This window comes from Cupriavidus sp. GW823-FHT06D04 (genome assembly GCF_058795055.1).
Map to the genome: position 1 here is coordinate 49,295 of NZ_JBXAHL010000037.1, position 22,346 is coordinate 71,640.

The window sequence follows — 22,346 nt, forward strand, 5'->3', positions numbered from 1 at the left end:
AGTGGCAGCGGACAACAAGACGACAAAACGGAAAACGGAAGGAAACTGGTAGATGAAACTTGCACGAATTGCCGCAGGCCTGGCCGCGGCTTTCCCCCTGCTGGCCTCGGCACAATCTTCGGTCACCCTGTACGGGGTCATCGACACGGGCGTCGAGTATGTGAGCAATGTCGGCGCCAACGGCAACGGCCTGGTGCGCATGCCCAACCTGACCGCGACCGTGCCCTCGCGCTGGGGCATCCGCGGCACCGAAGACCTGGGCGGCGGCCTGAAGAGCATCTTCGTGCTGGAGTCGGGCTTCTCGCCGGATTCGGGCACCTCCAATCAGGGCGGCCGCCTGTTCGGGCGCCAGGCTCTGGTCGGGCTGACCAACCAGTACGGGACGCTGTCGTTCGGCCGGCAGTACACCATGCTGTTCTGGGCCACGCTCGACAGCGACGTCCTGGGGCCCAACGTGTACGGCTCGGGCTCGCTCGACAGCTACCTGCCCAATACGCGCGCCGACAACGCGGTGTCGTACAAGGCCAACTTCAACGGCTTCGTGGTGGGCGCCACCTACAGCTTCGGGCGCGACGCGGTCAACGCCGGCCCCAGCCCCTCGGGCACCAACTGCGCCGGCGAGAACGCCGCCGACAAGAAGGCGTGCCGCGAGTGGTCGGCCATGCTCGGCTACGACAACAAGACCTGGGGCGTCACCGCCGCGTATGACTCGCAGCGCGGCGGCCCGGGCGCCTTCGGTGGCCTGACCAACAGCAACCTGACCGACGACCGCCTGTCGCTGGGCGGCTACATGCTGTTCCAGCGCGCCAAGATCGGCGCCGGCTGGATCCGCCGCGACAACGAGGGCAGCCGCACGCCGATCAGCGACCTGTACTACGCCGGCGCGTCCTACGACATCACCCCCGCGGTCAACCTGGCGGGCCAGGTCTACTTCCTGAACTACCACGGCAGCGACAACCAGGCCATGCTCTATACGCTGCGCGCGATGTACAGCTTCAGCAAGCGCACCTCGGTGTACGCCACCGCCGGCTTTATCAACAACGGCGGCCAGCTGGCCATGTCAGTCAGCGGCGGCTCGCCTGGCTCGAACCCGCGCCCGGGCGAGAACCAGTGGGGCTCGATGATCGGCATCAAGCACGTTTTCTGATTTCCTCCGCGCCCCCCGGCGGTACCGTCCGGCGCATGCAACGCGCCGGACGCCAACACAGCCATCGGCCCCGGCCCGTCCGGGCGCCGCGTCTTACAGAGGTCTGAACATCATGAAGTCCGTACGCCGCAAAGTACTCGCCACGCTGGCCGCCGCGACCGCCCTGGTCGCTGCCACCGGCGGCACCGCCCTGGCCCAGGGTGCGTACCCGAACAAGCCCATCACCATCGTTGTGGCCTACCCGGCCGGCGGCGACGTCGACGTGCTGGCGCGCATGTTCGCCGAAAAGCTCGCCCCGCGCCTGAAGCAGTCGGTGGTGGTGGAAAACCGCACCGGCGCCGCCGGCACCATCGGCAGCGCCTACGTGGCGCGCGCCAACCCGGACGGCTACACTCTGCTGCTGGCCCCCAACACCGTCGCCATCGCGCCGCTGGTGCTCAAGGCCGGCGCCGGCGCCAGCTATGACGTGCAGCACGATTTCACGCCCATCAGCCAGATCGGCACGCAGTCGCTGTTCGTGGTCGTCAACAAGGGCACCGGCATCACCAAGGTCAGCGACCTGGTGGCACGCGCCAAGGCCGGCAAGGTGGAAACCTATGCCACGCCCGGCAATGGCTCGCCGATGCACATCATGGGCGAACTGTTCAACAAGTCCGCCGGCATCAAGATCAGCCAGGTGCCCTACCGCGGCCTGGCGCCCGCCATCGTCGACGTGATCGGCGGGCAGGTGCCGGTGACCTACATCACCTACGGCGCGATCTCGCAGTACGTCGGCAACGGCAGCCTGGTGCCGCTGGCGGTGGCGGACCAGAAGCGCTCGCCGTTCGCGCCCAACGTGCCGACGCTGGCCGAGCTGGGCTACAAGGACGTGGAAATCGGCGCCTGGCAGGCCCTGCTCGGGCCCAAGGGCATGCCGGCCGACCTGGTGCGCACGCTCAACACGCACGTCAACGAGATCCTGAAGATGCCCGACGTGGTGGCGCGCATGGCCACCATCGCGGTCACGCCTTCGGGCGGCGAGCCCGCGGTGCTGTCAAAGCTGATCGCAGCCGACACGGCCCGCTATACCAAGGTGGTCAAGGAGTTCGGCATCCAGGCCGACTGAGGCCGGAGCAATGCCGGCAGGCAAAACAAAACCCGCCAGTCACGGCGGGTTTTGCTTTGGTGCTTTGGCTTGCTGCTTGCCAGCGTCAGTTCACCCGCCGGTTCATCCCTTCCCAGAACGGCTCGCGCAGCTTGCGCCGCAGCAGTTTGCCCGATGGGTTGCGCGGCAGCGCTTCGACAAACTCGATGCTCTTGGGCACCTTGAAGCCCGCCAGCCGCTGGCGCGTCCACGCGATGATGCCGGCCTGGTCCGGCGCCTGCCCGGGCTTGAGCACGACGATGGCCTTGACCGCCTCGCCCCACTTCTCGTCGGGCACGCCGATCACCGCCACGTCCGCCACTTGCGGGTGGCCGTAGATCGCGCTTTCAACCTCGGCCGGATAGACGTTCTCGCCGCCGCTGATGATCATGTCCTTGACGCGGTCATGGATGTACAGGTAGCCGTCGGCATCCATGTAGCCCGCGTCGCCGGTGCGCAGCCAGCCTTCGGCGTCGATGGTGCGCGCGGTCTCTTCGGGCTGCTTCCAGTAGCCGGCCATGTTGTGCTGCGAGCGCACCACGAGTTCGCCGACCTCGCCGGGCGCGAGCTGGCGGCCTTCATAGTCGACCACCTTGATCTCCACGCCAGGCAGCGGCTTGCCCGCGGCACGCATGCGCGGCACTTCCTCGGTGGTGTGGTCCTCGGGCGGCAGCGCCACGATGGTGCCGGTGGTCTCGGTCATGCCGTACTGCTGCACGAAGCCGCAGCCGAACACCTCGATGCCCTCGCGCAGCAGCGCCGCCGGAATCGGCGCGGCGCCGTACAGCAGGTACTTCAGGCGCGAGTAGTCCACCTGGCGCGCGCGCGGGTCGCGCAGCACGATCTGCATCGCGGCCGGCACCAGGAACAGCTTGCTGATGCGTTCCTTCTCGATAAAGTCGAGCACCGCGCGCGGATCGAACTCGCGCGCGACCACGCCCTTGGCACCGGACAGCAGGTTGCGCAGGCCCCAGCCGGAGCCGCCGATATGCGCCACCGGCATCGCCACCAGCGAAACATCGTCGGCGACCCAGTGCGACCAGCGCACGTTCTCGCGCTCGCTGACTTCGGTGCCGATGGTCAGGTTGCGGTGCGTGAGCATCGCGCCCTTGGGCCGGCCGGTGGTGCCGGATGTGTACAGCTGCAGCAGCACGTCATGCGCGGCGGGCTGGTGCGCGGGCGGCGTATCCGGCTGCGCGTCGCGCCAGCCGGTGTAGCACTGCCAGTCGCCTTGCTCGGCGCACGGCTCCATCACCACCACCTTGCGCACCATCGGCAGCGCGGGCAGCAGGTTCCGGACCATTGCCGCCGATTCCGCCCCGACGAAGAGCACCACGGCATCGCAATGGCCGAGGATGAACTCCACCTCGGGCGGCGCCAGGCGCCAGCTGGCCGGCGTCATCACCGCGCCGATCTTGGACGCGCCAAGCAGCAGCTCGAAATAGTGGTCGCTGTTCTTGCCGATATAGCCGATGCGCTCGCCGACCCCGGCGCCTTCAGCCAGCAGGGCCTGTGCCACGCGATTGGTGTTCCGCTCGAACCCGGCATAGGTGGTCTGCCGGCCTTCGAACGCATACGCCACCGCCTCGGGCCGCAGGCGCGCGAAGTGGCGTACCGCGTGGGGCAGTGTCGTCAGATAGCTGAAGTCCATCCGCGCCTCCTGATTCTGATAGTGTCCGGACCAGCGGTGCGCGGGCCCGGACACGACGATGTGCTGGCGCTACGCTCAGCGCGGCGCCATGCGGATGGCGCCGTCCAGGCGCACCGACTCGCCGTTGAAATAGCCGTTGCGGCACATCTCGACGGCCAGCGAGGCAAACTCTTCCGGCTGCCCCAAGCGCTTGGGGAACGGCACCGAAGCGGCCAGCGCGGCCTTGACGTTCTCTGCCGCACCCTGCAGCAGCGGCGTATTGAAGATGCCCGGCAAGATGGTGTTGACGCGGATGCCTTCACCCGCCAGGTCTCGCGCGATCGGCAGCGTCATGCCGACCACGCCGGCCTTCGATGCCGAGTATGCGGCCTGGCCCATCTGGCCGTCCTGCGCCGCCACCGACGCGGTATTGACGATCACGCCACGCTCGCCGCCGGCGCTGTCCAGCGTCAGCATGCCCGCGGCCGAGCGTGCGATGCAGCGGAAGGTGCCGATCAGGTTGATCTGGATGATGCGCTCGAAGGCATCGGTCGGGAAATGCTTGATCTGGTCCGGCGCTTCCTTGGAACGCGAGGCGGTCTTGATGGCGTTGCCGGTGCCGGCGCAGTTGACCAGGATGCGTTCCTGGCCGATGGCGGCGCGCGCCTTGGCAAAGCCGGCCTCGACCTCGGCCTCCGAGGTGACGTTGACCTGGCAGAACACGCCGCCCAGTTCACGCGCCAGCGCTTCGCCCTTCTCCACGTTGAGGTCGAACAATGCCACGCGCACGCCCTGCGCTGCCAGCGCACGTGCCGTCGCCGCGCCCAGGCCCGAAGCGCCACCCGTCACCACTGCCGATACCGATGCATTGAGTTCCATATCGTCTTCCCTTGTCTCTTGTTCCTGGCCCGGCCGGATCCAGCGCGGCCCCGCGGTTTGATGAAGCCGGCAGGCGCAAAAATCGCCTGTACCGGAGTGGGGTCGAGATTCGTGGATCGGCCGTTGCAACGCATCGTCCGAAGCGACGAATGAGGATGGCGCGTGCCTGCGGCGCGCTCCGGCACCCGGCGCGACCAATGCGCTACAGTGACGCGATCGACGGCCATTCCGGCGCCGCCCGGCACCGGCAACCGACTACGAACCATGCACAAACCCGAACACCACGCCCCCACCCCTGCGCCCCGCTGGCATGCCGCACTGCGGCCGGTGCTGCGTGCGTTCGCCGTGCTGGCCGCGCTGTTGACGCTGCTGTGCGCCATTCCGGCGCACGCCGCCCCGGCCGGCTCCCTCGCCGCACTGCTGGGCAAGGCGGATAAGCCCGCGGCGCCGGCCAGCGCACCCGCCGCCAGCGTGCCGCTGGCGCAGTCGCTGGACCAGGTGATCGCCACGCTGCAGAACGACGGCGAGCGGCGCGCCCTGGTGGGCCAGCTGCAAACCATGCGCCAGGGGCTGGGTGACTCCGGGGCCGCGCCCGCCTCCGCCGCGGCAGCCCCGGCCGGTGCCTCCGCGCCCGGCCTGATCGGTGCCGTCGCTGAAGTGCTGGACGAAGTCGATACCCATCTGCGCAAGGATCGCGGCCCGTGGCAGTTCTGGCGCTGGCGCACGCGCTTCGCGGGCGAGGAATGGCACGCCGCGCTCACCCACAACGGCGCCCGCACGACGCTGGCCTCGCTGCGTGAATTCGCGCTGGTGCTGGCAGCCTGGGCAGTGAGCGGCGGGGTCTTGTGGGAGATCGGCCACCGCATCCGGCGCCGGCGCGCGCGCAAACCCACGCGCGCCGAGCGCGGCAAGCTGCCCGAACTGCCATCGTGGGTCGACGTCGGCGTCTTCATGCTGCGCCATATCGGGCCCTGGGTGGTGGCATTCGGGCTGACCTCGCTGCTGGCCCAACGCGTATTTGCCCAATCGCCGGCCAGCGTCGCCGCCGTGCTGGTAGCGTATGCAATCGTGGCGGGAGCGATCGCGGCAGCGGTGTGCCAGGTCATCTTCACGCTGTTCCGCAGCGCGCACCGGCAGCTGGCGGTGCGGCAGCTGCTGGCGCGCTCACCGTGGCTGCTGATCTGCACGGGGGCGCTGGCGGCGCTGGGCGACGGCGCCACCGACAGCCGCGTGATCGCCGTGCTCGGCACCAACCTGTGCGCGCTGGTGGCCACCGTGGCCAATATCGCCGCAGCCCTGGGCATCGGCGCGTTCGCGCTGTGTTTCCGCCGGCAGATCGGCCAGCTGATCAGCCAGCGGCCGCTGGCCTTCCGCCAGGCCCACCCGGCCGCGACCGACCTGCTGCGGCTGGCCGGGCAGGCCTGGCACCTGCCGGTGCTGGCGGTGGTAGTGGCATCGGTGGTCGGCACCATCCTGGCCACCGGCCATGCGGATGTGTTCCTGCGCCGCACGGTGGCATCGGTGGCACTGTTCCTCGCCGGGCTGCTGCTGACGATGGTGGCGGGGCACTCGCCCAAGGCCACCGCGCGGCCGCCGCGCATCCGCGACCGCCGCCGCTCGGCCTACCTGCAGCGCTTCGGGCGCTTTGCGCTGGCACTGGTGCGCGTGCTGATCTGGGCGGTCTTCATTGAGATGGTGATGCGCATCTGGGGCACGTCGCTGGTGCGCCTGGCCGAGTCGTCCGCCGCGGGCCGCCATCTCACCGAGACGGTCTTCAGCGTCACCAGCACCGTGCTGCTGGCCTGGCTGGTCTGGCTGCTGATCGACACCGCCATCATGCAATCACTGTCGCCGGCGCACGGGCGCGGCGCGCAGCCCAGCCTGCGGGTCAAGACCATCCTGCCGCTGGTGCGCAACGCCTCGCTCATCGGCCTGCTGGTGATCACGGTGATCGCGGTGCTGGCCAACCTGGGCGTCAATGTGACGCCGCTGCTGGCCGGCGCGGGCGTGGTCGGCCTGGCCATCGGCTTCGGCGCGCAAAGCCTGGTGCAGGATCTGATCACGGGGCTGTTCATCGTGGTCGAGGACTCCATCGCCATCGGCGACTCGATCGAACTGCCGGACCACGCCGGCGTGGTCGAAGCCATGACCATCCGCACGGTCAGGCTGCGCGACGGCCGCGGCGCGCTGCACACGCTGCCGTACAGCCAGATCAAGGCAGTCAAGAACCTGTCGCGCGGCTATGCCTACGCGGTGTTCAACATCGGCATCACCTACCAGAGCGACCTGGACCAGGCGCTGGAGCTGATCCGCACCACCGGCGCCGAACTGGCGCGCGACCATCGCTACGCGCGCAACCTGATGTCTGGGCTGGACATCCTGGGGCTGGACCGTTTCGACCCCAACGGGCCGGTGGTGATGGCACAGTTCAAGACCCGGCCGCTGATGCAGGCCGAGATCACGCGCGCCTTCAATGTGCGGCTCAAGCGCAATTTCGACGCCAGCGGCATCCGCATGGCATCGCCGAGCCTGACGATTCAGGTGGGTGGCGGCGCAGCGCAACTACTGGATCCGGAAAGCGCCAACGAAAAAGCGACCCAGCGGGCGGCTGATCCGACGATTCAGGGACAGTAGCAATGCGGTTGGCGCGGGCGTTCCTCTTCACGACGGAGGCGGCGCCAGCCACGGGTTGAGCACCTGCAGCCCGGCCGCTTCAAAGGGCGACACATCCCGCGTCGCGACTATCATGCCGTTGGCCGCGGCAATCGCGGCGATGTAGCCATCCGGCGTGGGAAGGCCGCGGCCACGGCTTCTGGCGGCAGTGGCGAGTTCCGCATAGTGCCGGGCCGCATTCGTGTCGAACGGCAAGATGCGCCCTTCGAACAGCGTCACCAGGCCGTCCAGCGCAGCGGCCAGCATGGCGCGGCGCCTGCCCGCGGGCAGCGCGCCGATGCCGAACAGCAGTTCGGCCAGCGTCACACTGGACAGGTACAAGGTCTCGGCGGCCTGGTCGTTGAGCCAGCAGCGCACGGAGTCAGCCGGTTCCGGCTTCATGGCCTCGGAAATGACATTCGTATCCAGGACGATCATTCAAACCTCACCGGCTCGGCCGCTGCCTTGTCCTTGCCCTGCTCGATCGCTTCAACGTCCGCATTCGACAAGCCGATCTCGCGGCCAAGCATCGCCAGCGCATCGCCCAGGCGCACGCGCTTCTGCGGCATCACCGCGCTGGCCAGGATCTCACGCACCTCAGCTTCAGTGCTGCGTCCGTTCTGGGCGGCACGGACCCGCAGCGCACGGTGCACGTCGTCGGGCACATTTCTAACGGTCAGGATCGGCATGATCGCCTCCATGGATGCAGTCAATGACTGCATTATTACACCAATGCTGTCATTCAAACAAATGCTGTGGCCTTGCTGGGTCGAACCTGTGGCGCAAGCGCCAACAGATTCGTGGCGCATGTGGAACGTCGCTCACTATTTCAGCGCTGGAAATTTCTTTTCTTCTCGGGTATTACCATCGCGCCGCGACATGATCACGCCCCTGCCCGGCCTGGCGGGGAGTTACGCCGCGCAATCCGGGTTTCCCCCCCCCGATACGGGGGATAAGACAAACAACATTGTTTGGCATGATTGCGGTACGGCGGACATGACGGGACAATGCGCGCCGCCAGCAGCATCCGTATCGGCGCAGTACAGAACGCCAGAACGGAACCGATAACACAAAAAGATGTAGCCACTTGCCGTGGCGCAGAGCAATAGGCGTTTGCCACCGGGGGGATCTGAACATGGGCGAACACCCGACTACGGACGAGGACTTCCATCGTCTGGTCGACTCAATCTACGAGTCCGCGCTGGACGTTGCGGTCATGCCCGCCGCCCTCGACCTCTTTTCCCGTTACACCTGCACAGGCAGCCCGCGTTACCTGATCTGGGACAAGCTTGCCGGCCATGCCCGCCTTGGCGTGACCCCGCACGGCTGCTTCACCAGCGGCGTCAGCATGCCCGACTGGCTGCCCGGTCCGCTCGACCTGCCCCATCCGGGCGCTTGCTGCCCCCCCAATGACGCCCCCGCGCTGGCCTGCGACGGCACGTCCGCGCTGGCGGCGTCGTACGATGGCGGCATGGCGGACGCAGCCACGGCTGCGCTGGCCTGCAGCGGACTGGAACAAGGCATCCGCCTGATTGAGAACGCCGAGGTTTGCGTGCTGATGAGCGGCACCAGCGCGGGCAGCATCAGCACAGGCCAGCGCGAGCGGCGCCTGGCCCACGTGATGCCGCACTGGGTGCGCGCGGCACGGATGCAGCAGCGCAACTTCGAGCTGAGCGGGCTGGTCAGTCTGGGCCTGGCCGGGCTGGATACGTTGGATTTCGGCGTGATGGTGCTGCAGGCGGACCTGCGCGTGCGCTACGCCAACAGCTGGGCCGAGGCGCTGGTGCAGGCCGACGGCCACCTGTCGCTGCAGGGCGGCGTGCTGCGCGCCCACAGCGACACGCTGCAGGCGGTGCTGCGCAAGCTGCTCGACGGTGCCATGCGTGCCCGCGGCACTGAGGCGGCCTCCGGCTCGTGGATGCACATCACCTCGGGCGGACAGCCGGTGCCGATCATCGTCACGCCGCTGGTGTCGCGCCAGCCGGTGGAAGGCCCGTGGCAATTGCCGGCCGCGATGATGCTGTTCGGCAACTCGGAATCGCGCTCGGTGCTGGATGCCGGCGTGCTGACCTCGCTGTTCGGGCTGTCGCGCAAGGAAAGCATTATCGCGATCCGCCTGGCTGCCGGCGAAACCCTCAACGAAATTGCCGAGCGCGAATTTCTCTCGCCCCACACCGTGCGCGTGCATATCCGCGACACGCTGCGCAAGACCGGCACGCATCGCCAGTCGGAATTGGTGCGGCTGCTGCACCTGCTGCCGGGCGTGAACCTGGAGCGCGCCGGCGTGACCCCGCCCGCGCGGCCGCGCACGCCGCGCACGCGCGCCGCCTGAGACGCTGCACCACCCGCCTTCCCATCAGTTCACCGCCGCCTGCGCCGCCGCCAGGAAGCGCTGCACCTGGCGGTCGCCGTCGTCGGGCCGCGCCGCCAGCGCAATGCCGATGCGCCCGGCCGGACGCGGGCTGGACAATGGCAGGAAGCGCACGCGCCGGTTGGCGTAGCGTGCCGCCACGCTCGGCACCAGGGCCACGCCAAGCCCACTCTCGACCAGGCTGACCTGGGTCTGCACCTGCACCGCCTCCTGCGTGACGCGCGGCACAAAGCCCGCCTGCTGGCACAGCAGCATGGCCACCGCGTGCAGATTGGGCACCTGCATCGCCGGATACATGATGAAAGGCTCGTCCGCGAGCGCGCGCAGCGGGATGGCGTCTGCGCTTGCCAGCGGGCTGTCAGCCGGCACCGCCGCGACAAAGACGTCGTTTTCCAGCGGCGTCAGCGAATAGTTGCCGGTGTTCAGGATCGGGAAGCGCACCAGGCCGGCGTCGATCTGGTGCTTTTCCAGGCGGTCCAGAATCGCGGCGGTGGTGGATTCATGCAGGATCAGCTCGATGCCGGGATGCGCCGCGCGGAACGCCGGGATCAGCTTGGGCAGCAGCGCATACGTCGCCGACCCGATAAAGCCGATGCGCAGCGCGCCGCGCTCGCCCTGCCCTGCAGCGATTGCCGCGGCACGTGCCTGTTGTGCATGAAACAGCGCACGGCGCGCATCGTGCAGCGCGGCCTCGCCCGCCTGTGTCAGCCGCACCCCGCGCGAAGTGCGCACGAACAGCGCCGTCCCAAGCTGGTCCTCGAGCTTGCGGATGGAAATGGAAAGCGGCGGCTGCGCCATGTGCAGGCGTTCGGCGGCGCGGTGGAAGTTGCCCGTCTCAGCCAGGGCGACAAACTGCTGCAGCTGGCGGAAGTCCATGGCTCGTTAATATCCTCTGAATATCGATTTCTAAAAAACTAATATTAGACCAAGCCTCGCCTGCTGATCTACCCTGTGCCCCACAGTCAACAAGATCGGAGACAACATGCTGCCGCTTGCAGGCATCCGCGTGGTCGACCTGTCCACGGTGGTGATGGGGCCGTATGCCAGCCAGTGGCTGGCCGACCTTGGCGCAGAGGTGATCAAGGTCGAGCCGCCCGAGGGCGATTCCACGCGCCGCACCGGCCCCGCCGCCGAGCCCGGCATGGCGGCCATTTTCCTGGGCGTGAACCGCAGCAAGCGCAGCGTGGTCCTGGACCTGAAGCAGCCGGCTGCGCAGGCCGCTCTGGACCGCGTGCTGGCCGGCGCCGACGTGCTGATGCACAGCATGCGCCCGCAGAAGCTGGCCGCGCTGGGGCTGGCGCCTGACGACGTGCGGGCGCGCCACCCGGAGCTGGTCTTTGTCAGCCTGCTCGGCTTTGCCGAGGATGGCCCCTATGGCGGCCGGCCAGCGTACGACGACATCATCCAGGGCCTGTCCGGCAATGCCGCGCTGATGGCGGCGCAAACCGGCGACAGCCGCTACTTCCCCACCATCGCCGCGGACAAGACCAGCGGGCTGGTGGCAGCGCTGTCGGTCTGCGCGGCGCTGGCCGGGCGCGCCAGGCGCAATGCCGACGGCAGCACCGGCCACGGCACGCTGGTCGAGGTGCCGATGTTCGAATCCATGGTCGCCTTCAACCTGGTCGAGCACTTCTACGGCCGCCATTTCGAGCCGCCGCGCGGCCCCAGCGGCTACCCCCGCGTGCTGGCGCCGCTGCGCCGCCCGTACCGCAGCGCCGACGGCTATGTCTGCATGATGCCGTACACCGATGTGCATTGGCGCGACTTCTTTCACGCCGCCGATCGCCCCGGGCTGGCCGCCGATGCGCGCTTTGCCGATATCGCGACACGCACGCGGCATATCGAGACGCTGTACGAGCTCACCGGCGAAATCGTGCTGGGACAGACCACTGCGCACTGGGTGGAGCTGTGCGAACGCCTGCAGATCCCGGTGGCGCGCATTAATGAACTCGACGATCTGCCGGCCGATCCGCACCTGGTCGCCACCGGCTTCTTCGAAACCGTCGAAGACCCGGCCATGGGCACGTTGCGTTTTCCCGGCGCGCCGGTGCGCTTCGACAGCCAGCGCGCGCCGCTGGGCATCCCGCCGCGGCTGGGCGAGCACACCGGGAGCGTGCTGGCGCAGGCGGGACTATCCGCAGAAGCGATCGCGCAATTGCAACAAAGCGGTGCCGCACGCTGCGCACCCGCCAAGGAGACACCATGACGCATGCAGAACTGCCCCGCCTCGGCCAGGGCTTCTACTGGCAAGACCTGCAGGAAGGCCAGGCCTTCCGCACCTTCGCCCGCACCGTGACCGAGACCGACCTGGTCAATTTCATCTCCGTCACCGGCATGGTCGAGGCCATCTTCATCGAAGCCGGCTATGACGGTGGCGCCATCCAGGGCCGGCCGGTACCGGCGGCGCTGACCTACACGCTTATCGAGGGCTTTATCCTGCAGACCATGATCCAGGGCACCGGGCTGGCCATGCTGGAACTGACACAACAGATCCACGCGCCCGTGATGGTGGGCGACACCATCCACGCCACCGTGACCGTGACCGGCATCCGCCCGACCTCGCGCAGCGGACGCGCCGTGGTGGATTCGCGCATCGAGGTATTCAACCAGCGCGGTGAGCAGGTCATGACCTACACCGCGCGCCGGTTGCTGGCGGGACGCTGAACCCACGGCGGCACCCGCCGCGTGGCTGCATGGACGGAGGAGACAAGCACATGAAGGCAAAGACTTTCATCACGACACTGGCTGCCGCGGCAGCCATCGTATTGCCGGCGGTGCTGGCGCAGCCGGCGGCGGCCGCCGATGCCGCCTATCCGTCGCACCCGATCCGCATGGTGGTGCCGTTCCCGCCGGGCGGCCCGACCGACCTGGTGTCGCGCGTGATCGCACGGCGCATGAGCGAGGCGCTCGGCCAGCAGGTGCTGGTCGACAACCGGCCCGGCGCCAACGGCAATATCGGCGCGGAGATTGTCGCCAAGGCGCCGCCCGACGGCTATACGGTGCTGTACAACACCTCGTCGATCGCGCTGAGCCCGGCGCTCTACCACAAGCTCAGCTACGACGTGAAACGCGATTTCGCGCCGGTGGCGCTGACGGCGATGGTGCCGCTGGTGCTGGAGGTCAACGCGCAGCTGCCGGTACAGAACGTGAAAGAGTTCATCCAGTACCTGAAGGCCAACCCCGACAAGCTCACCTATGGCTCGGCCGGCAACGGCAACGTGACGCACCTGGCGGCCTTCATGTTCCTGCAGGCCAACGGTCTGTCGGCGGTGCACGCGCCCTACAAGGGCAGCGCACCGGCGCTGACCGACCTGGCCAGCGGACAGGTGCAGTTCATGGCCGACACCATCAACTCATCGCTGCCCTTCATCCGCGACAAGCGCATGCGCGCGCTGGCAGTCACCAGCACCACGCGCAGCGCCCAGTTGCCGGACGTGCCGACCCTTGCCGAAACCGTGCAGCCGGGCTTCGAGGTCGGCGCCTGGCAGGGCATGATGGTGCCGGCCAGGACACCGGCCGAGATCGTGCGCAAGCTCAATGCCGCCGCCACCAAGGCGCTGGCCCACCCCGAGACGCGCGCAAGCCTGGCCGCGCAGGGTGCGGAGCCGCGCGGGTCGACCCCGGAGGCCTACGCCGCCTACCTCAGCGCGGAAATGACGCGCTGGCAGAAGGTCGTGAAGGATTCAGGCGCGACGCTGGACTGAGACCACTGCCACCAGCCAATACCAGACACAGGATTTCACCGTGACCGCATTGCTTTCCACCTTCAGCCTGACCTCCCTGCCGCCGCACGCCGTGGCGTTCCGCGGCAAGGTGCGGGCCTTTCTCGATGCACACCTGCCCGCGCTGCCGCCGGAAACGCGCGCGCGCTCGTGGATGGGGTTCGATGCCGCCTTCAGCCGGGCACTGGCCGCGCGCGGCTGGGTCGGCATCACGCTGCCGGCGCAGTTCGGCGGCGCGGGCCTGGACCCGTTTTCGCGTTTCGTGCTGGTGGAAGAACTGCTGGCCTGCGGCGCGCCGGTGTCGGCGCACTGGATCGCCGACCGCCAGAGCGGCCCGCTGATCCTGCGCTACGGCAACGACGCGCAGAAGGCGCGCTACCTGCCGGCGATCAGCCGCGGCGAGGCCTTCTTCTGCATTGGCATGAGCGAGCCCAACTCCGGCTCGGACTTGGCCAGCGTGGCCACGCGCGCGGTGCGCCAGGCGGACGGCAGCTGGCGCCTGAACGGCCGCAAGATCTGGACGACCAATGCCGACCGCTGCCACCTCATGATCGCGCTGGTGCGCACCTCGGGCACGCCGCAGGACCGGCAGACCGGGCTGTCGCAGTTCATCGTCGACCTGCACGCACCGGGCGTCACGGTGCGGCCGATCCACGACCTGGCGGGCGATGCGCACTTCTCCGAAGTCACCTTCGACGACGTGGCGCTGGCCCCGGACACGCTGGTCGGCCAGGAAGGCAGCGGCTGGGAGCAGGTCAACGCGGAGCTGGCGTTCGAGCGCAGCGGCCCCGAGCGCCTCTATTCCAGCGTGGTGCTGCTCGACACCTGGCTCGACGCCATGCGCCGGCTGCCGCCGGCACGGCGCGACACGGTGACCGCGGGCCGGCTCGCCGGCCACCTGGCGGTGCTGCGCGCCATGTCGCTGGCCGTCACGTCGCGGCTCGCCGCCGGTGAAAGCCCGGTGGTGGAGGCCGCGCTGGTGAAGGACCTGGGCACAACCTTCGAGCAGTCGATTCCGGCACTGGTGGAAGCCGCGCTCGGCGATGAACCCGCGCTGGCGGCCGATGGGGCGCTGTACCGCACCCTGGCCTATGTCACGCAGATCGCGCCGTCGTACTCGTTGCGCGGCGGCACCCGCGAAATCCTGCGCGGCATGATCGCGCGCGGACTCGGCCTGCGCTGAATCCGCCTCCGTCGACCGCCATCCTGAACGAGATACCCATGCATAACGACTACTCCGACGCCCTCGACGCGCTGCTGCGCGACTGCTGCCCGCCCGCCACCGTGCGCGCGCTGGAACAGCAGGCCGACCCGCAGCCGCTGTGGCAAGCGCTGCTGGAAAGCGGCTTTGCCGATTGCCTGCTGCCCGAATCCGCCGGCGGCGCCGCGCTGCCGCTGCGCGAGCTGGCGCCGGTGCTCTTTGTCACCGGCCGCCACGCCTTGCCGCTGCCGCTGGCGCAGACCATCTTTGCGCGCGCGCTGCTGCAGGCGCATGGCATCGCCCTGCCCGCCGGCCCGGTCGCACTCGCCGGCTTTGAAGACGGCGCCGGCGCTGCGCTGGTGGCCGACGCCCGCCATGCGCAGTGGTTCCTGCTGCAGGATGGCGAACGTTGCCTGCTGCTGGCGGCGGCCGACGCCCGCGCCGAAGCGACCGGCGCCCATCACGACCTGACGCTGCGCGTGCCGCGCCCTGACGCCTCGGCGCCAGCGGACTTTGCACTGCCCGCCGGCACCCTGCGCACGCTGGGCGCCTGCCTGCACACGGCGCAACTGGCCGGCGCGCTGTCGCACGTGCTCGACCTCACGCTGCAGTACGCCAACGACCGCCAGCAGTTCGGGCGCGCCATCGGCAAGTTCCAGGCGATCCAGCACCAGGTCAGCGAGATGGCCGAGCACGTTGCCGCGGCACGCGTGGCGGCGCAGCTTGCCTGCGACAGCGGCACCGGCACGCCCGACCGGCTGCGCGCGGCCATCGGCAAGCTGCGCGCCAGCGACGCGGTCACGCCGGTGGCCGCCATCGCCCACGCCGTGCACGGCGCCATCGGGATCACGGAGGAATACGACCTGCAGCTCTATACGCGCCGGCTGCATGCGTGGCGCATGGCGGACGGGTCGGAGCGCTGGTGGAGCCGGGTGCTGGGCGAGGCGGTGTGCGCCAGCGCCGGCCGCAACGCGGTGGAGCTGGTGCGCGAATGGTGCGAGCCCGCGCCCGCCGCCTGAGCGGCGGGGCTTAACCCCGGCAATTGCGGGATCAGGCGGCCAGGCTGAGGCCGCCGCCGTGTGGGCGGCGGTGGCGCCGTTCCGGCTTGCACTCGTACTTCAGCTCGGTGCGGCCGTCCTCGTAGGCCACCTCGAGCCGAACGGTGAAGCCCCACAGCCGGGTCACGTGCCGGATCACTTCGTCGAAGTTGTGCGCCAGCGGCCGGCGGTCGTTCTGCAGGTGCCGCAGCGTCAGCGAGCGGTCGCCGCCGACGTCGACATTGGTGACCTGGATATTGGGCTCCATGCTGGAGAGGTCATATTGCGCCGCCATCAGCTGGCGGATCGCGCGGTAGCCTTCATCGTTGTGGATCGCGGTGACGCGCAGCTTGCCTTCGCGGTCATCGTCCAGCACCGAGAACAGCTTCAGCTCGCGGATCACGCGCGGCGACAGGAACTGCAGCAGGAAGCTCTCGTCCTTGAAGTTGCGCATGGCAAAGTCCAGCGTCTTGCGCCAGTCGCTGCCGGCGAATTCCGGAGCCCAGCGGTAGTCTTCTTCGGTCGGGTTTTCGCACATGCGGCGCAGGTCCTGGAACATCAGGAAACCAACCGTGTAGGGGTTCATGCCGCTGTAGTAGGGGCTATTGTACGGCGGCTGGTAAATCACGTTGGTATGCGCCTGCAGCAGCTCCATCATGAACGCATCGTTGACCAGCTTTTCCTCGTACAGCTGGTTGATGATGGTGTAGTGCCAGAACGTGGCCCAGCCTTCGTTCATGACCTTGGTCTGGCGCTGCGGATAGAAGTACTGCGCGATCTTGCGCACGATGCGCACGATCTCGCGCTGCCACGATGCCAGCTTGGGCGCGTTCTTCTCGATGAAGTACAGCAAGTTCTCCTGCGGCTCCGGCGGGAAGATGATTTCCCCCTCGGACGCGTCGTCGTCCGACGCCAGCGCATGCGGCCGGCTCTTGGGCAGGGTGCGCCACAGGTCGTTGACCTGCATCTGCAGGTAGTTCTCGCGATCGGCCTGGCGCGCCTTCTCTTCGGTGATGGACAGCTTCTTGGGGCGCTTGTAGCGGTCCACGCCGTAGTTCTGCAAGGCGTGGCAAGAGTCCAGCAGCAGTTCCACCTCGCGTTCGCCGTAACGCTGCTCGCACTCGGCCACGTAGTTCTTGGCAAACAGCAGGTAGTCCACGATGGCGTCCGCGTTGGTCCAGGTGCGGAACAGGTAGTTGCCCTTGAAGAAGGCGTTGTGGCCGTAGCAGGCGTGCGCGATCGTCAGCGCCTGCATCGGCATGGTGTTCTCCTCCATCAGGTAGGCGATGCAGGGATTGGAGTTGATGACGATCTCGTAGGCCAGCCCCATGTGGCCGCGCTGGTAGCTGCGCTCGGACGCCAGGAAGTGCTTGCCGTAGGACCAGTGGCTGTAGCCGACCGGCAGCCCTGCCGACGCGTAGGCGTCGAGCATCTGCTCGGCGGTGATGATCTCAATCTGGTTGGGATAGGTATCCAGCCCGAATTCGCCGGCGATGCGGGCGATCTCGCGGTCATACCGTTTGATCAGCTCGAAGGTCCATTCCGAACCCGTGGAGAGATAAGCCATCTTCGCCCCTTGTTGCCCGGGCAAGGCGCCAGACCCCTCCCGCGCGCACGGCATCGCCGCGCCGCGTGGTCCGCGTTGCCTCGCCATTTGCCTTCACTGTGGCCCGCCGCAAGGAAGGCCAGGACCGGCGCCACCCTATGCTGCGCGCTTCTGGAACAGGTCGTGCAGCACCGGGTAGATCTCGTCCGCGCCGATGATGCGCTGCATCGCAAAGTGGTCGAACTGTCCCTTGACCGTCAGATACTCTTCCCAGAGGTTCTGCGGCTCTTCCGATGCGACTTCAACATATGCATAGTACTGCACCAGTGGCAGGATCGAGTCGCGCAGCAGGCGTCCGCACAACTCGGAATCACCAGCCCAGTTATCCCCGTCTGACGCCTGCGCGCAGTAGATGTTCCACTGGCTTGGCGGATAGCGGTCGTGGATCACTTCCACCATCAGCTTCAGCGCACTGGACACCACGGTACCACCGGACTCGCGCGAGTGGAAGAAGTCTTCCTCATCGACTTCCTTCGCCACCGTGTGATGGCGAATGAACACGACGTCGATGCGCTCGTAGTTGCGCTTCAGGAACAGGTACAGCAGCATGAAGAAGCGCTTGGCCAGGTCCTTGCGGCTCTCGTCCATCGAGCCGGACACGTCCATCAGGCAGAACATCACCGCCTGGGCCTGCGGGCGCTTCTTCAGCACGCGGTTGTTGTAGCGCAGGTCGAGCTTCTCGATAAAGGGCACGCGGTCGATGCAGGCACGCAGGTGCCGCATCTTCTCCATCACCTCGAGCGTGCCTTCGGCATAGGGGCCGTCCTTTTCCAGCGCCTCGCTGTATTCCAGCTCCAATTCGCGCAGGCGCTTCTGGTAAGGGCTGGACAAGGCGATGCGCCGCCCCAGCGAACTGCGCATGGTGCGCAGGACCGACAGGTTGGCAGGCGTGCCGTCGATGGAAAAGCCGGCGCGCACCTTGCGCACCTCGGCGATCTTGGCGAGGTGGCGCTTGGCCAGGTCCGGCAGCGCCATGTCCTCGAAGAAGAAGTTCAGGAAATCCTCGCGCGACAGCGTGAAGACGAAATCGTCTTCGCCTTCGCCGCTGTCGCTGGCCCGCGAACCGGTCCCGCCACCGCCCTGCTGCTGGCGGTCGAAGGAATCACCCTTGACGAACTTCTTGTTGCCAGGGTGAATCCACTCGCGCCGCCCGCCCGGGCCGTGGTGGAAGATCGGTTCGGAGATGTCCTTGACCGGAATGGACACCTGGCCGCTCTGCTCGATGTCCATGATCTTCCGGCCGGACACCGCCTTTGCCACCGCCTGCCGTATCTGCTCGCGGTAGCGCTTGATGAAACGTTGCTGGTTGACGGCACTCTTGTTGCCGCCGTTCTCGCGCCGATCGATGACCGTAGCCATAAGTTGCCCTCGTTGAGAGACCTGTTCCGCGGCGCCGTTACGATGACTTTCTTACGCGCAGATACCACTCCACCAGAAGTCTCACTTGCTTGGGCGTGTACCCCTTCTCGACCATGCGGTTGACGAAGTTCTCGTGCTTGTCCTGGTCTTCGCGCGAAGACTTGGCGTTGAACGAGATCACCGGCAGCAGGTCCTCCGTAGTGGAGAACATGCGCTTCTCGATCACCATCCGCAGCTTTTCATAGCTGGTCCAGACCGGATTCTTGCCACTGTTGTTGGCCCGTGCCCGCAGCACGAAGTTGACGATCTCGTTGCGGAAGTCCTTCGGGTTCGAGATACCCGCGGGCTTCTCCACCTTCTCAAGCTCGTCGTTCAGCGCGTTGCGGTCGAGGATCTCGCCGGTGTTGGGATCACGGTACTCCTGGTCCTGGATCCACAGGTCGGCGAACACCACATAGCGGTCGAAGATGTTCTGCCCATACTCCGAATACGACTCCAGATAGGCAGTCTGGATCTCCTTGCCGATGAACTCCACGAACGGCGTGGTCAGGTACTCCTTGATGTAAGACAGCAGCTTGGATTCCTGCTCCGGCGGGAACTGCTCGCGCTCGATCTGCTGTTCGAGCACATACAGCAGGTGCACCGGGTTGGCCGCCACTTCGGTGTTGTCGAAGTTGAAGACCTTGGACAGGACCTTGAACGCAAAGCGCGTCGACAGCCCGTTCATGCCTTCGTCGATGCCGGCGTAGTCGCGGTACTCCTGGTACGACTTCGCTTTCGGATCCACGTCCTTCAGGCTCTCGCCGTCATAGACGCGCATCTTAGAGAAGACATTGGAGTTCTCGGGCTCCTTGATGCGGGTGAGCACCGCGAACTGCGCCATCATCTTCAGCGTGTTGGGCGCGCACGGCGCGGCCGACAGCGAACTGCTGCGCAGCAGCTTGTCGTAGATCTTCACCTCGTCGGACACTCGCAGCACGTACGGCACCTTGACGATATAGATCCGGTCCAGGAAAGCCTCGTTGTTCTTGTCCGCCTTGAAGGTCGTCCACTCCGCCTCGTTCGAGTGCGCCAGGACGATGCCATCGAACGGGATCGCGCCGAAGCCCTCGGTGCCCTTGTAGTTGCCTTCCTGCGTTGCCGTCAGCAGCGGGTGCAGGACCTTGATCGGCGCCTTGAACATTTCAACGAACTCAAGCAGGCCGCGGTTGGCCAGGCAGAGCCCGCCGGAATACGAGTAGGCGTCCGGATCGTCCTGCGGAAAATCTTCCAGCTTGCGGATGTCGACCTTGCCGACCAGCGAGGAAATATCCTGGTTGTTTTCGTCGCCAGGCTCGGTCTTCGAGATCGCAATCTGCGACAGCACCGAAGGGCGCAGCTTGACCACCCGGAACCTGGTGATATCGCCGTTGAACTCGTGCAGGCGCTTGACCGCCCAGGGCGAGGCAATGGTGTTCAGATACCGGAGCGGAATGCCGTAGTCCTCTTCCAGGATCTTGCCGTCTTCCTCTGGCGCGAACAGCCCCAGCGGCGATTCATGGATCGGCGAACCCTTGAGCGCGTAGATGGGGATCTCCTCCATCAGCGCCTTGAGCTTTTCAGCGAGCGAGGACTTGCCACCGCCCGGGGGCCCGAGCAGGTAGAGGATCTGCTTGCGCTCTTCCAGGCCCTGCGCCGCGTGCTTGAAGAATGAGACGATCTGTTCGATCGTGTCCTCCATGCCGTAGAAGTCGCGGAAGGCCGGATAGATGCGGATGACCTTGTTGAAGAACAGGCGGGACAGCCTGGGGTCGTGGTGGGTATCCACCAACTCAGGCTGGCCGATGGCGGCAAGCATGCGCTCAGCAGCAGTCGCGTAGGCAGTCGGATCCTTCTTGCAGATCTCCAGGTACTCCTGGATGCTGTATTCCTCTTCCTTGCGAGCTTCGAAGCGCGTAGCGTAATGGCCAAAAATGTCCATACCTCACTCCCGTCAGAGTTCACGTCCGAGGCGTGCTACCCCTAAGGCTTCGCGCAACGTTCGCGGCACACCACCCCGGCCTGGCGACCTGTCATGTTGCGAAGTCTTTACTTCATCATAGTCAAATAACGGCGATGGTGGAGTCCGAGTTGACGAATCTTGCATCGATGCAACGGCTGTTTCGTTGCTGCATTTGCTGCATGTTTCGCTTCAGCTTTTGGCTGGATTTCCGCTCGGGCCTTGCCCCCGCACGCGACGGGCCATTGACCATGCTTGTGAAACACCTTACACCTTTCCCGCCATCCGTGCACATCCGGTTTTGTAACCATACGCACGAAGGCCGGCACTGGTGCCGGCTTTCGTTTTTCCGCATTTTCTTACGCGTTTGCACGCACTAGCACGCGGACATTGCTGATAGCGGACGCATCAAAGCGTGCGCGCGACCAGCTCCTTCATGATCTCGTTGGAGCCGCCGAAGATCTTGCTCACGCGTGCGTTCGCATACATACGCGCGATCGGGTATTCAAGCATGTAGCCGTAGCCGCCGTGCAACTGCAGGCACTCGTCGATGACCTGGCAGTTCTGCTGCGTGCACCACCACTTGGCCATGGCGGCCGTGGCAGCGTCGAGCTTGCCGTCCATCAGGCGCAGCATGCAATCGTCGACAAAGGTCGCGGCAATGGTGGCGACCGTCTTGCACTCCGCCAGCTTGAAGCGTGTGTTCTGCAGATCGGCCAGCGGCTGGCCGAACACCTTGCGCTCGCGCACGTATTCGGTGGTCAGCTCGATGGCGCGCTGCATGGTCGCCACGGCACCGAGCGCAATGATCATGCGCTCTTGCGGCAGTTGCTGCATAAGCTGGTAGAAACCCTGCCCTTCCTGCGTGCCCAGCAGGTTGGCGCACGGCACCAGCACGTCGTCGAAGAAGAGCTCGGCGGTGTCCTGCCCTTTCTGCCCGATCTTCTCGAGAATGCGCCCACGACGGAAGCCCGGCAGGTCGCGCGTCTCGACCATGACCAGCGACACGCCGCGCGAACCGGCTTCCGGATCGGTCTTGGCCACCACGCAGACCAGGTCGGCGTGATACCCGTTTGTGATAAAGGTCTTTGCACCGTTTATGCGATAGCAGTCCCCGTTTTCGGTCTGTTCGCGCACCGCGCGGGTGCGTATCGCTTTGAGGTCAGAACCGGCGCCAGGTTCCGACATGGCAATGGCCGCCACCATTTCGCCGCTGGCCATTTGCGGCAGCCATTTCTTCTTCTGCGCTTCCGTGCCGTAGTTGAGCAGGTAATGTGCCACGATGCCGCTGTGCACATTATTGCCAAGGCTGGTGCAGACGGCGCGCGACATTTCCTGGGTGATGACGGCCTCGTGGGCAAAGGTGCCGCCACCGCCGCCGTATTCCTCGGGGATGCTGGCGCACAGCAGCCCGATCTGGCCGGCGCGGCGCCAGACCTCGCGGTCGATATAGCCCTGGTCGGCCCAGCGGGCCTCGTTGGGCGCCAGTTCGCGCTCGATGAAGCGGCGCACGGTTTCCTGGAACATCCCCAGGTCTTCGGTCATCCAGGGGGTCTGGCGTACGGCGGGCGCCGTGTGCTGGTCGTGGGATCCCATATGGTGTGCGGATATCAGGGTAAACGAGAGGAAAAACAGGCGCGC

19 protein-coding genes are annotated in these 22,346 nt (G+C 66.7%); 10 read left to right on the forward strand and 9 right to left on the reverse strand.

Annotation, left to right across the window (positions count from 1 at the left end; all coding sequences use genetic code 11):
- Positions 1-52 precede the first annotated feature (52 nt).
- Together AC1Q7H_RS31780 and AC1Q7H_RS31785 are read left to right on the forward strand one after the other, a co-directional pair.
- On the forward strand, positions 53-1,147 hold the full coding sequence (locus AC1Q7H_RS31780; protein WP_153955484.1) for a porin: 1,095 nt from the start codon (positions 53-55) through the stop codon (positions 1,145-1,147).
- A 112-nt stretch (positions 1,148-1,259) separates the two neighbouring features.
- Entirely contained in the window at positions 1,260-2,252 is a 993-nt protein-coding gene (locus AC1Q7H_RS31785; protein WP_013952358.1) for a Bug family tripartite tricarboxylate transporter substrate binding protein, read from the forward strand.
- A gap of 85 nt (positions 2,253-2,337) precedes the next feature.
- Here AC1Q7H_RS31785 and AC1Q7H_RS31790 read toward each other — a convergent pair whose 3' ends face one another.
- Together AC1Q7H_RS31790 and AC1Q7H_RS31795 are read right to left on the reverse strand one after the other, a co-directional pair.
- Positions 2,338-3,921 (reverse strand): fatty acid--CoA ligase, encoded by a 1,584-nt coding sequence (locus AC1Q7H_RS31790; RefSeq protein WP_153955483.1) that lies wholly within the window; start codon positions 3,919-3,921, stop codon positions 2,338-2,340.
- A 75-nt stretch (positions 3,922-3,996) separates the two neighbouring features.
- Positions 3,997-4,779 (reverse strand): SDR family NAD(P)-dependent oxidoreductase, encoded by a 783-nt coding sequence (locus AC1Q7H_RS31795; RefSeq protein WP_013952356.1) that lies wholly within the window; start codon positions 4,777-4,779, stop codon positions 3,997-3,999.
- A 264-nt stretch (positions 4,780-5,043) separates the two neighbouring features.
- Here AC1Q7H_RS31795 and AC1Q7H_RS31800 point away from each other — a divergent pair, with 264 nt between their 5' ends.
- Positions 5,044-7,413, forward strand: coding sequence for a mechanosensitive ion channel family protein (locus tag AC1Q7H_RS31800; protein ID WP_211979717.1), 2,370 nt, complete (start codon positions 5,044-5,046; stop codon positions 7,411-7,413).
- Between the two features lie 27 nt (positions 7,414-7,440).
- On the opposite strand, the gene AC1Q7H_RS31805 is transcribed toward AC1Q7H_RS31800, so the two are convergent.
- Together AC1Q7H_RS31805 and AC1Q7H_RS31810 are read right to left on the reverse strand one after the other, a co-directional pair.
- Positions 7,441-7,869, reverse strand: coding sequence for a type II toxin-antitoxin system VapC family toxin (locus AC1Q7H_RS31805; RefSeq protein ID WP_013952353.1), 429 nt, complete (start codon positions 7,867-7,869; stop codon positions 7,441-7,443).
- Positions 7,866-8,120, reverse strand: coding sequence for a FitA-like ribbon-helix-helix domain-containing protein (locus AC1Q7H_RS31810; RefSeq protein ID WP_041228808.1), 255 nt, complete (start codon positions 8,118-8,120; stop codon positions 7,866-7,868). The genes AC1Q7H_RS31805 and AC1Q7H_RS31810 overlap by 4 nt, the downstream gene beginning before the upstream one ends.
- Here AC1Q7H_RS31810 and AC1Q7H_RS31815 point away from each other — a divergent pair.
- Together AC1Q7H_RS31815 and AC1Q7H_RS31820 are read left to right on the forward strand one after the other, a co-directional pair.
- Positions 8,119-8,499: a hypothetical protein gene (locus AC1Q7H_RS31815; protein WP_153955481.1), complete on the forward strand. Its 381-nt coding sequence runs from the start codon at positions 8,119-8,121 to the stop codon at positions 8,497-8,499. The genes AC1Q7H_RS31810 and AC1Q7H_RS31815 overlap by 2 nt on opposite strands.
- A gap of 67 nt (positions 8,500-8,566) precedes the next feature.
- Positions 8,567-9,763 carry a helix-turn-helix transcriptional regulator gene (locus AC1Q7H_RS31820; protein ID WP_492382126.1) on the forward strand — a complete coding sequence of 399 codons (1,197 nt, stop codon included), beginning with the start codon at positions 8,567-8,569 and terminating at the stop codon, positions 9,761-9,763.
- Positions 9,764-9,787: 24 nt separating this feature from the next.
- Here the strand turns inward: AC1Q7H_RS31820 and AC1Q7H_RS31825 are convergent, their stop codons facing one another.
- A complete protein-coding gene (locus AC1Q7H_RS31825) occupies positions 9,788-10,678 on the reverse strand; it encodes a LysR family transcriptional regulator (RefSeq protein ID WP_153955479.1) in 891 nt (296 codons plus the stop codon).
- A 106-nt stretch (positions 10,679-10,784) separates the two neighbouring features.
- On the opposite strand from AC1Q7H_RS31825, the gene AC1Q7H_RS31830 reads away from it, so the two are divergent.
- Genes AC1Q7H_RS31830 through AC1Q7H_RS31850 form a run of 5 tightly spaced genes read left to right on the forward strand, consistent with a single transcriptional unit; the run spans position 10,785 to position 15,744 of the window.
- Positions 10,785-12,008, forward strand: a complete 1,224-nt coding sequence (locus tag AC1Q7H_RS31830) for a CaiB/BaiF CoA transferase family protein (protein ID WP_492382127.1) — start codon at positions 10,785-10,787, stop codon at positions 12,006-12,008.
- A complete protein-coding gene (locus AC1Q7H_RS31835; protein WP_013952348.1) occupies positions 12,005-12,466 on the forward strand; it encodes a MaoC family dehydratase in 462 nt (153 codons plus the stop codon). The genes AC1Q7H_RS31830 and AC1Q7H_RS31835 overlap by 4 nt, the downstream gene beginning before the upstream one ends.
- Before the next feature lie 50 nt (positions 12,467-12,516).
- A complete protein-coding gene (locus AC1Q7H_RS31840; RefSeq protein ID WP_153955478.1) occupies positions 12,517-13,506 on the forward strand; it encodes a tripartite tricarboxylate transporter substrate binding protein in 990 nt (329 codons plus the stop codon).
- Positions 13,507-13,546: 40 nt separating this feature from the next.
- Positions 13,547-14,707 carry an acyl-CoA dehydrogenase family protein gene (locus AC1Q7H_RS31845; protein WP_013952346.1) on the forward strand — a complete coding sequence of 387 codons (1,161 nt, stop codon included), beginning with the start codon at positions 13,547-13,549 and terminating at the stop codon, positions 14,705-14,707.
- A 38-nt stretch (positions 14,708-14,745) separates the two neighbouring features.
- Positions 14,746-15,744, forward strand: coding sequence for an acyl-CoA dehydrogenase family protein (locus tag AC1Q7H_RS31850; RefSeq protein WP_211979714.1), 999 nt, complete (start codon positions 14,746-14,748; stop codon positions 15,742-15,744).
- Positions 15,745-15,775: 31 nt separating this feature from the next.
- On the opposite strand, the gene AC1Q7H_RS31855 is transcribed toward AC1Q7H_RS31850, so the two are convergent.
- From AC1Q7H_RS31855 to AC1Q7H_RS31870, 4 genes are all read right to left on the reverse strand, one after another.
- A complete protein-coding gene (locus AC1Q7H_RS31855; RefSeq protein WP_013952344.1) occupies positions 15,776-17,329 on the reverse strand; it encodes a SpoVR family protein in 1,554 nt (517 codons plus the stop codon).
- 135 nt (positions 17,330-17,464) lie between these two features.
- A complete protein-coding gene (locus AC1Q7H_RS31860; RefSeq protein ID WP_013952343.1) occupies positions 17,465-18,727 on the reverse strand; it encodes a YeaH/YhbH family protein in 1,263 nt (420 codons plus the stop codon).
- A 37-nt stretch (positions 18,728-18,764) separates the two neighbouring features.
- Positions 18,765-20,687 (reverse strand): PrkA family serine protein kinase, encoded by a 1,923-nt coding sequence (locus AC1Q7H_RS31865; protein ID WP_013952342.1) that lies wholly within the window; start codon positions 20,685-20,687, stop codon positions 18,765-18,767.
- A 426-nt stretch (positions 20,688-21,113) separates the two neighbouring features.
- Positions 21,114-22,301: an acyl-CoA dehydrogenase family protein gene (locus tag AC1Q7H_RS31870; RefSeq protein WP_492382130.1), complete on the reverse strand. Its 1,188-nt coding sequence runs from the start codon at positions 22,299-22,301 to the stop codon at positions 21,114-21,116.
- Positions 22,302-22,346: the final 45 nt, after the last annotated feature.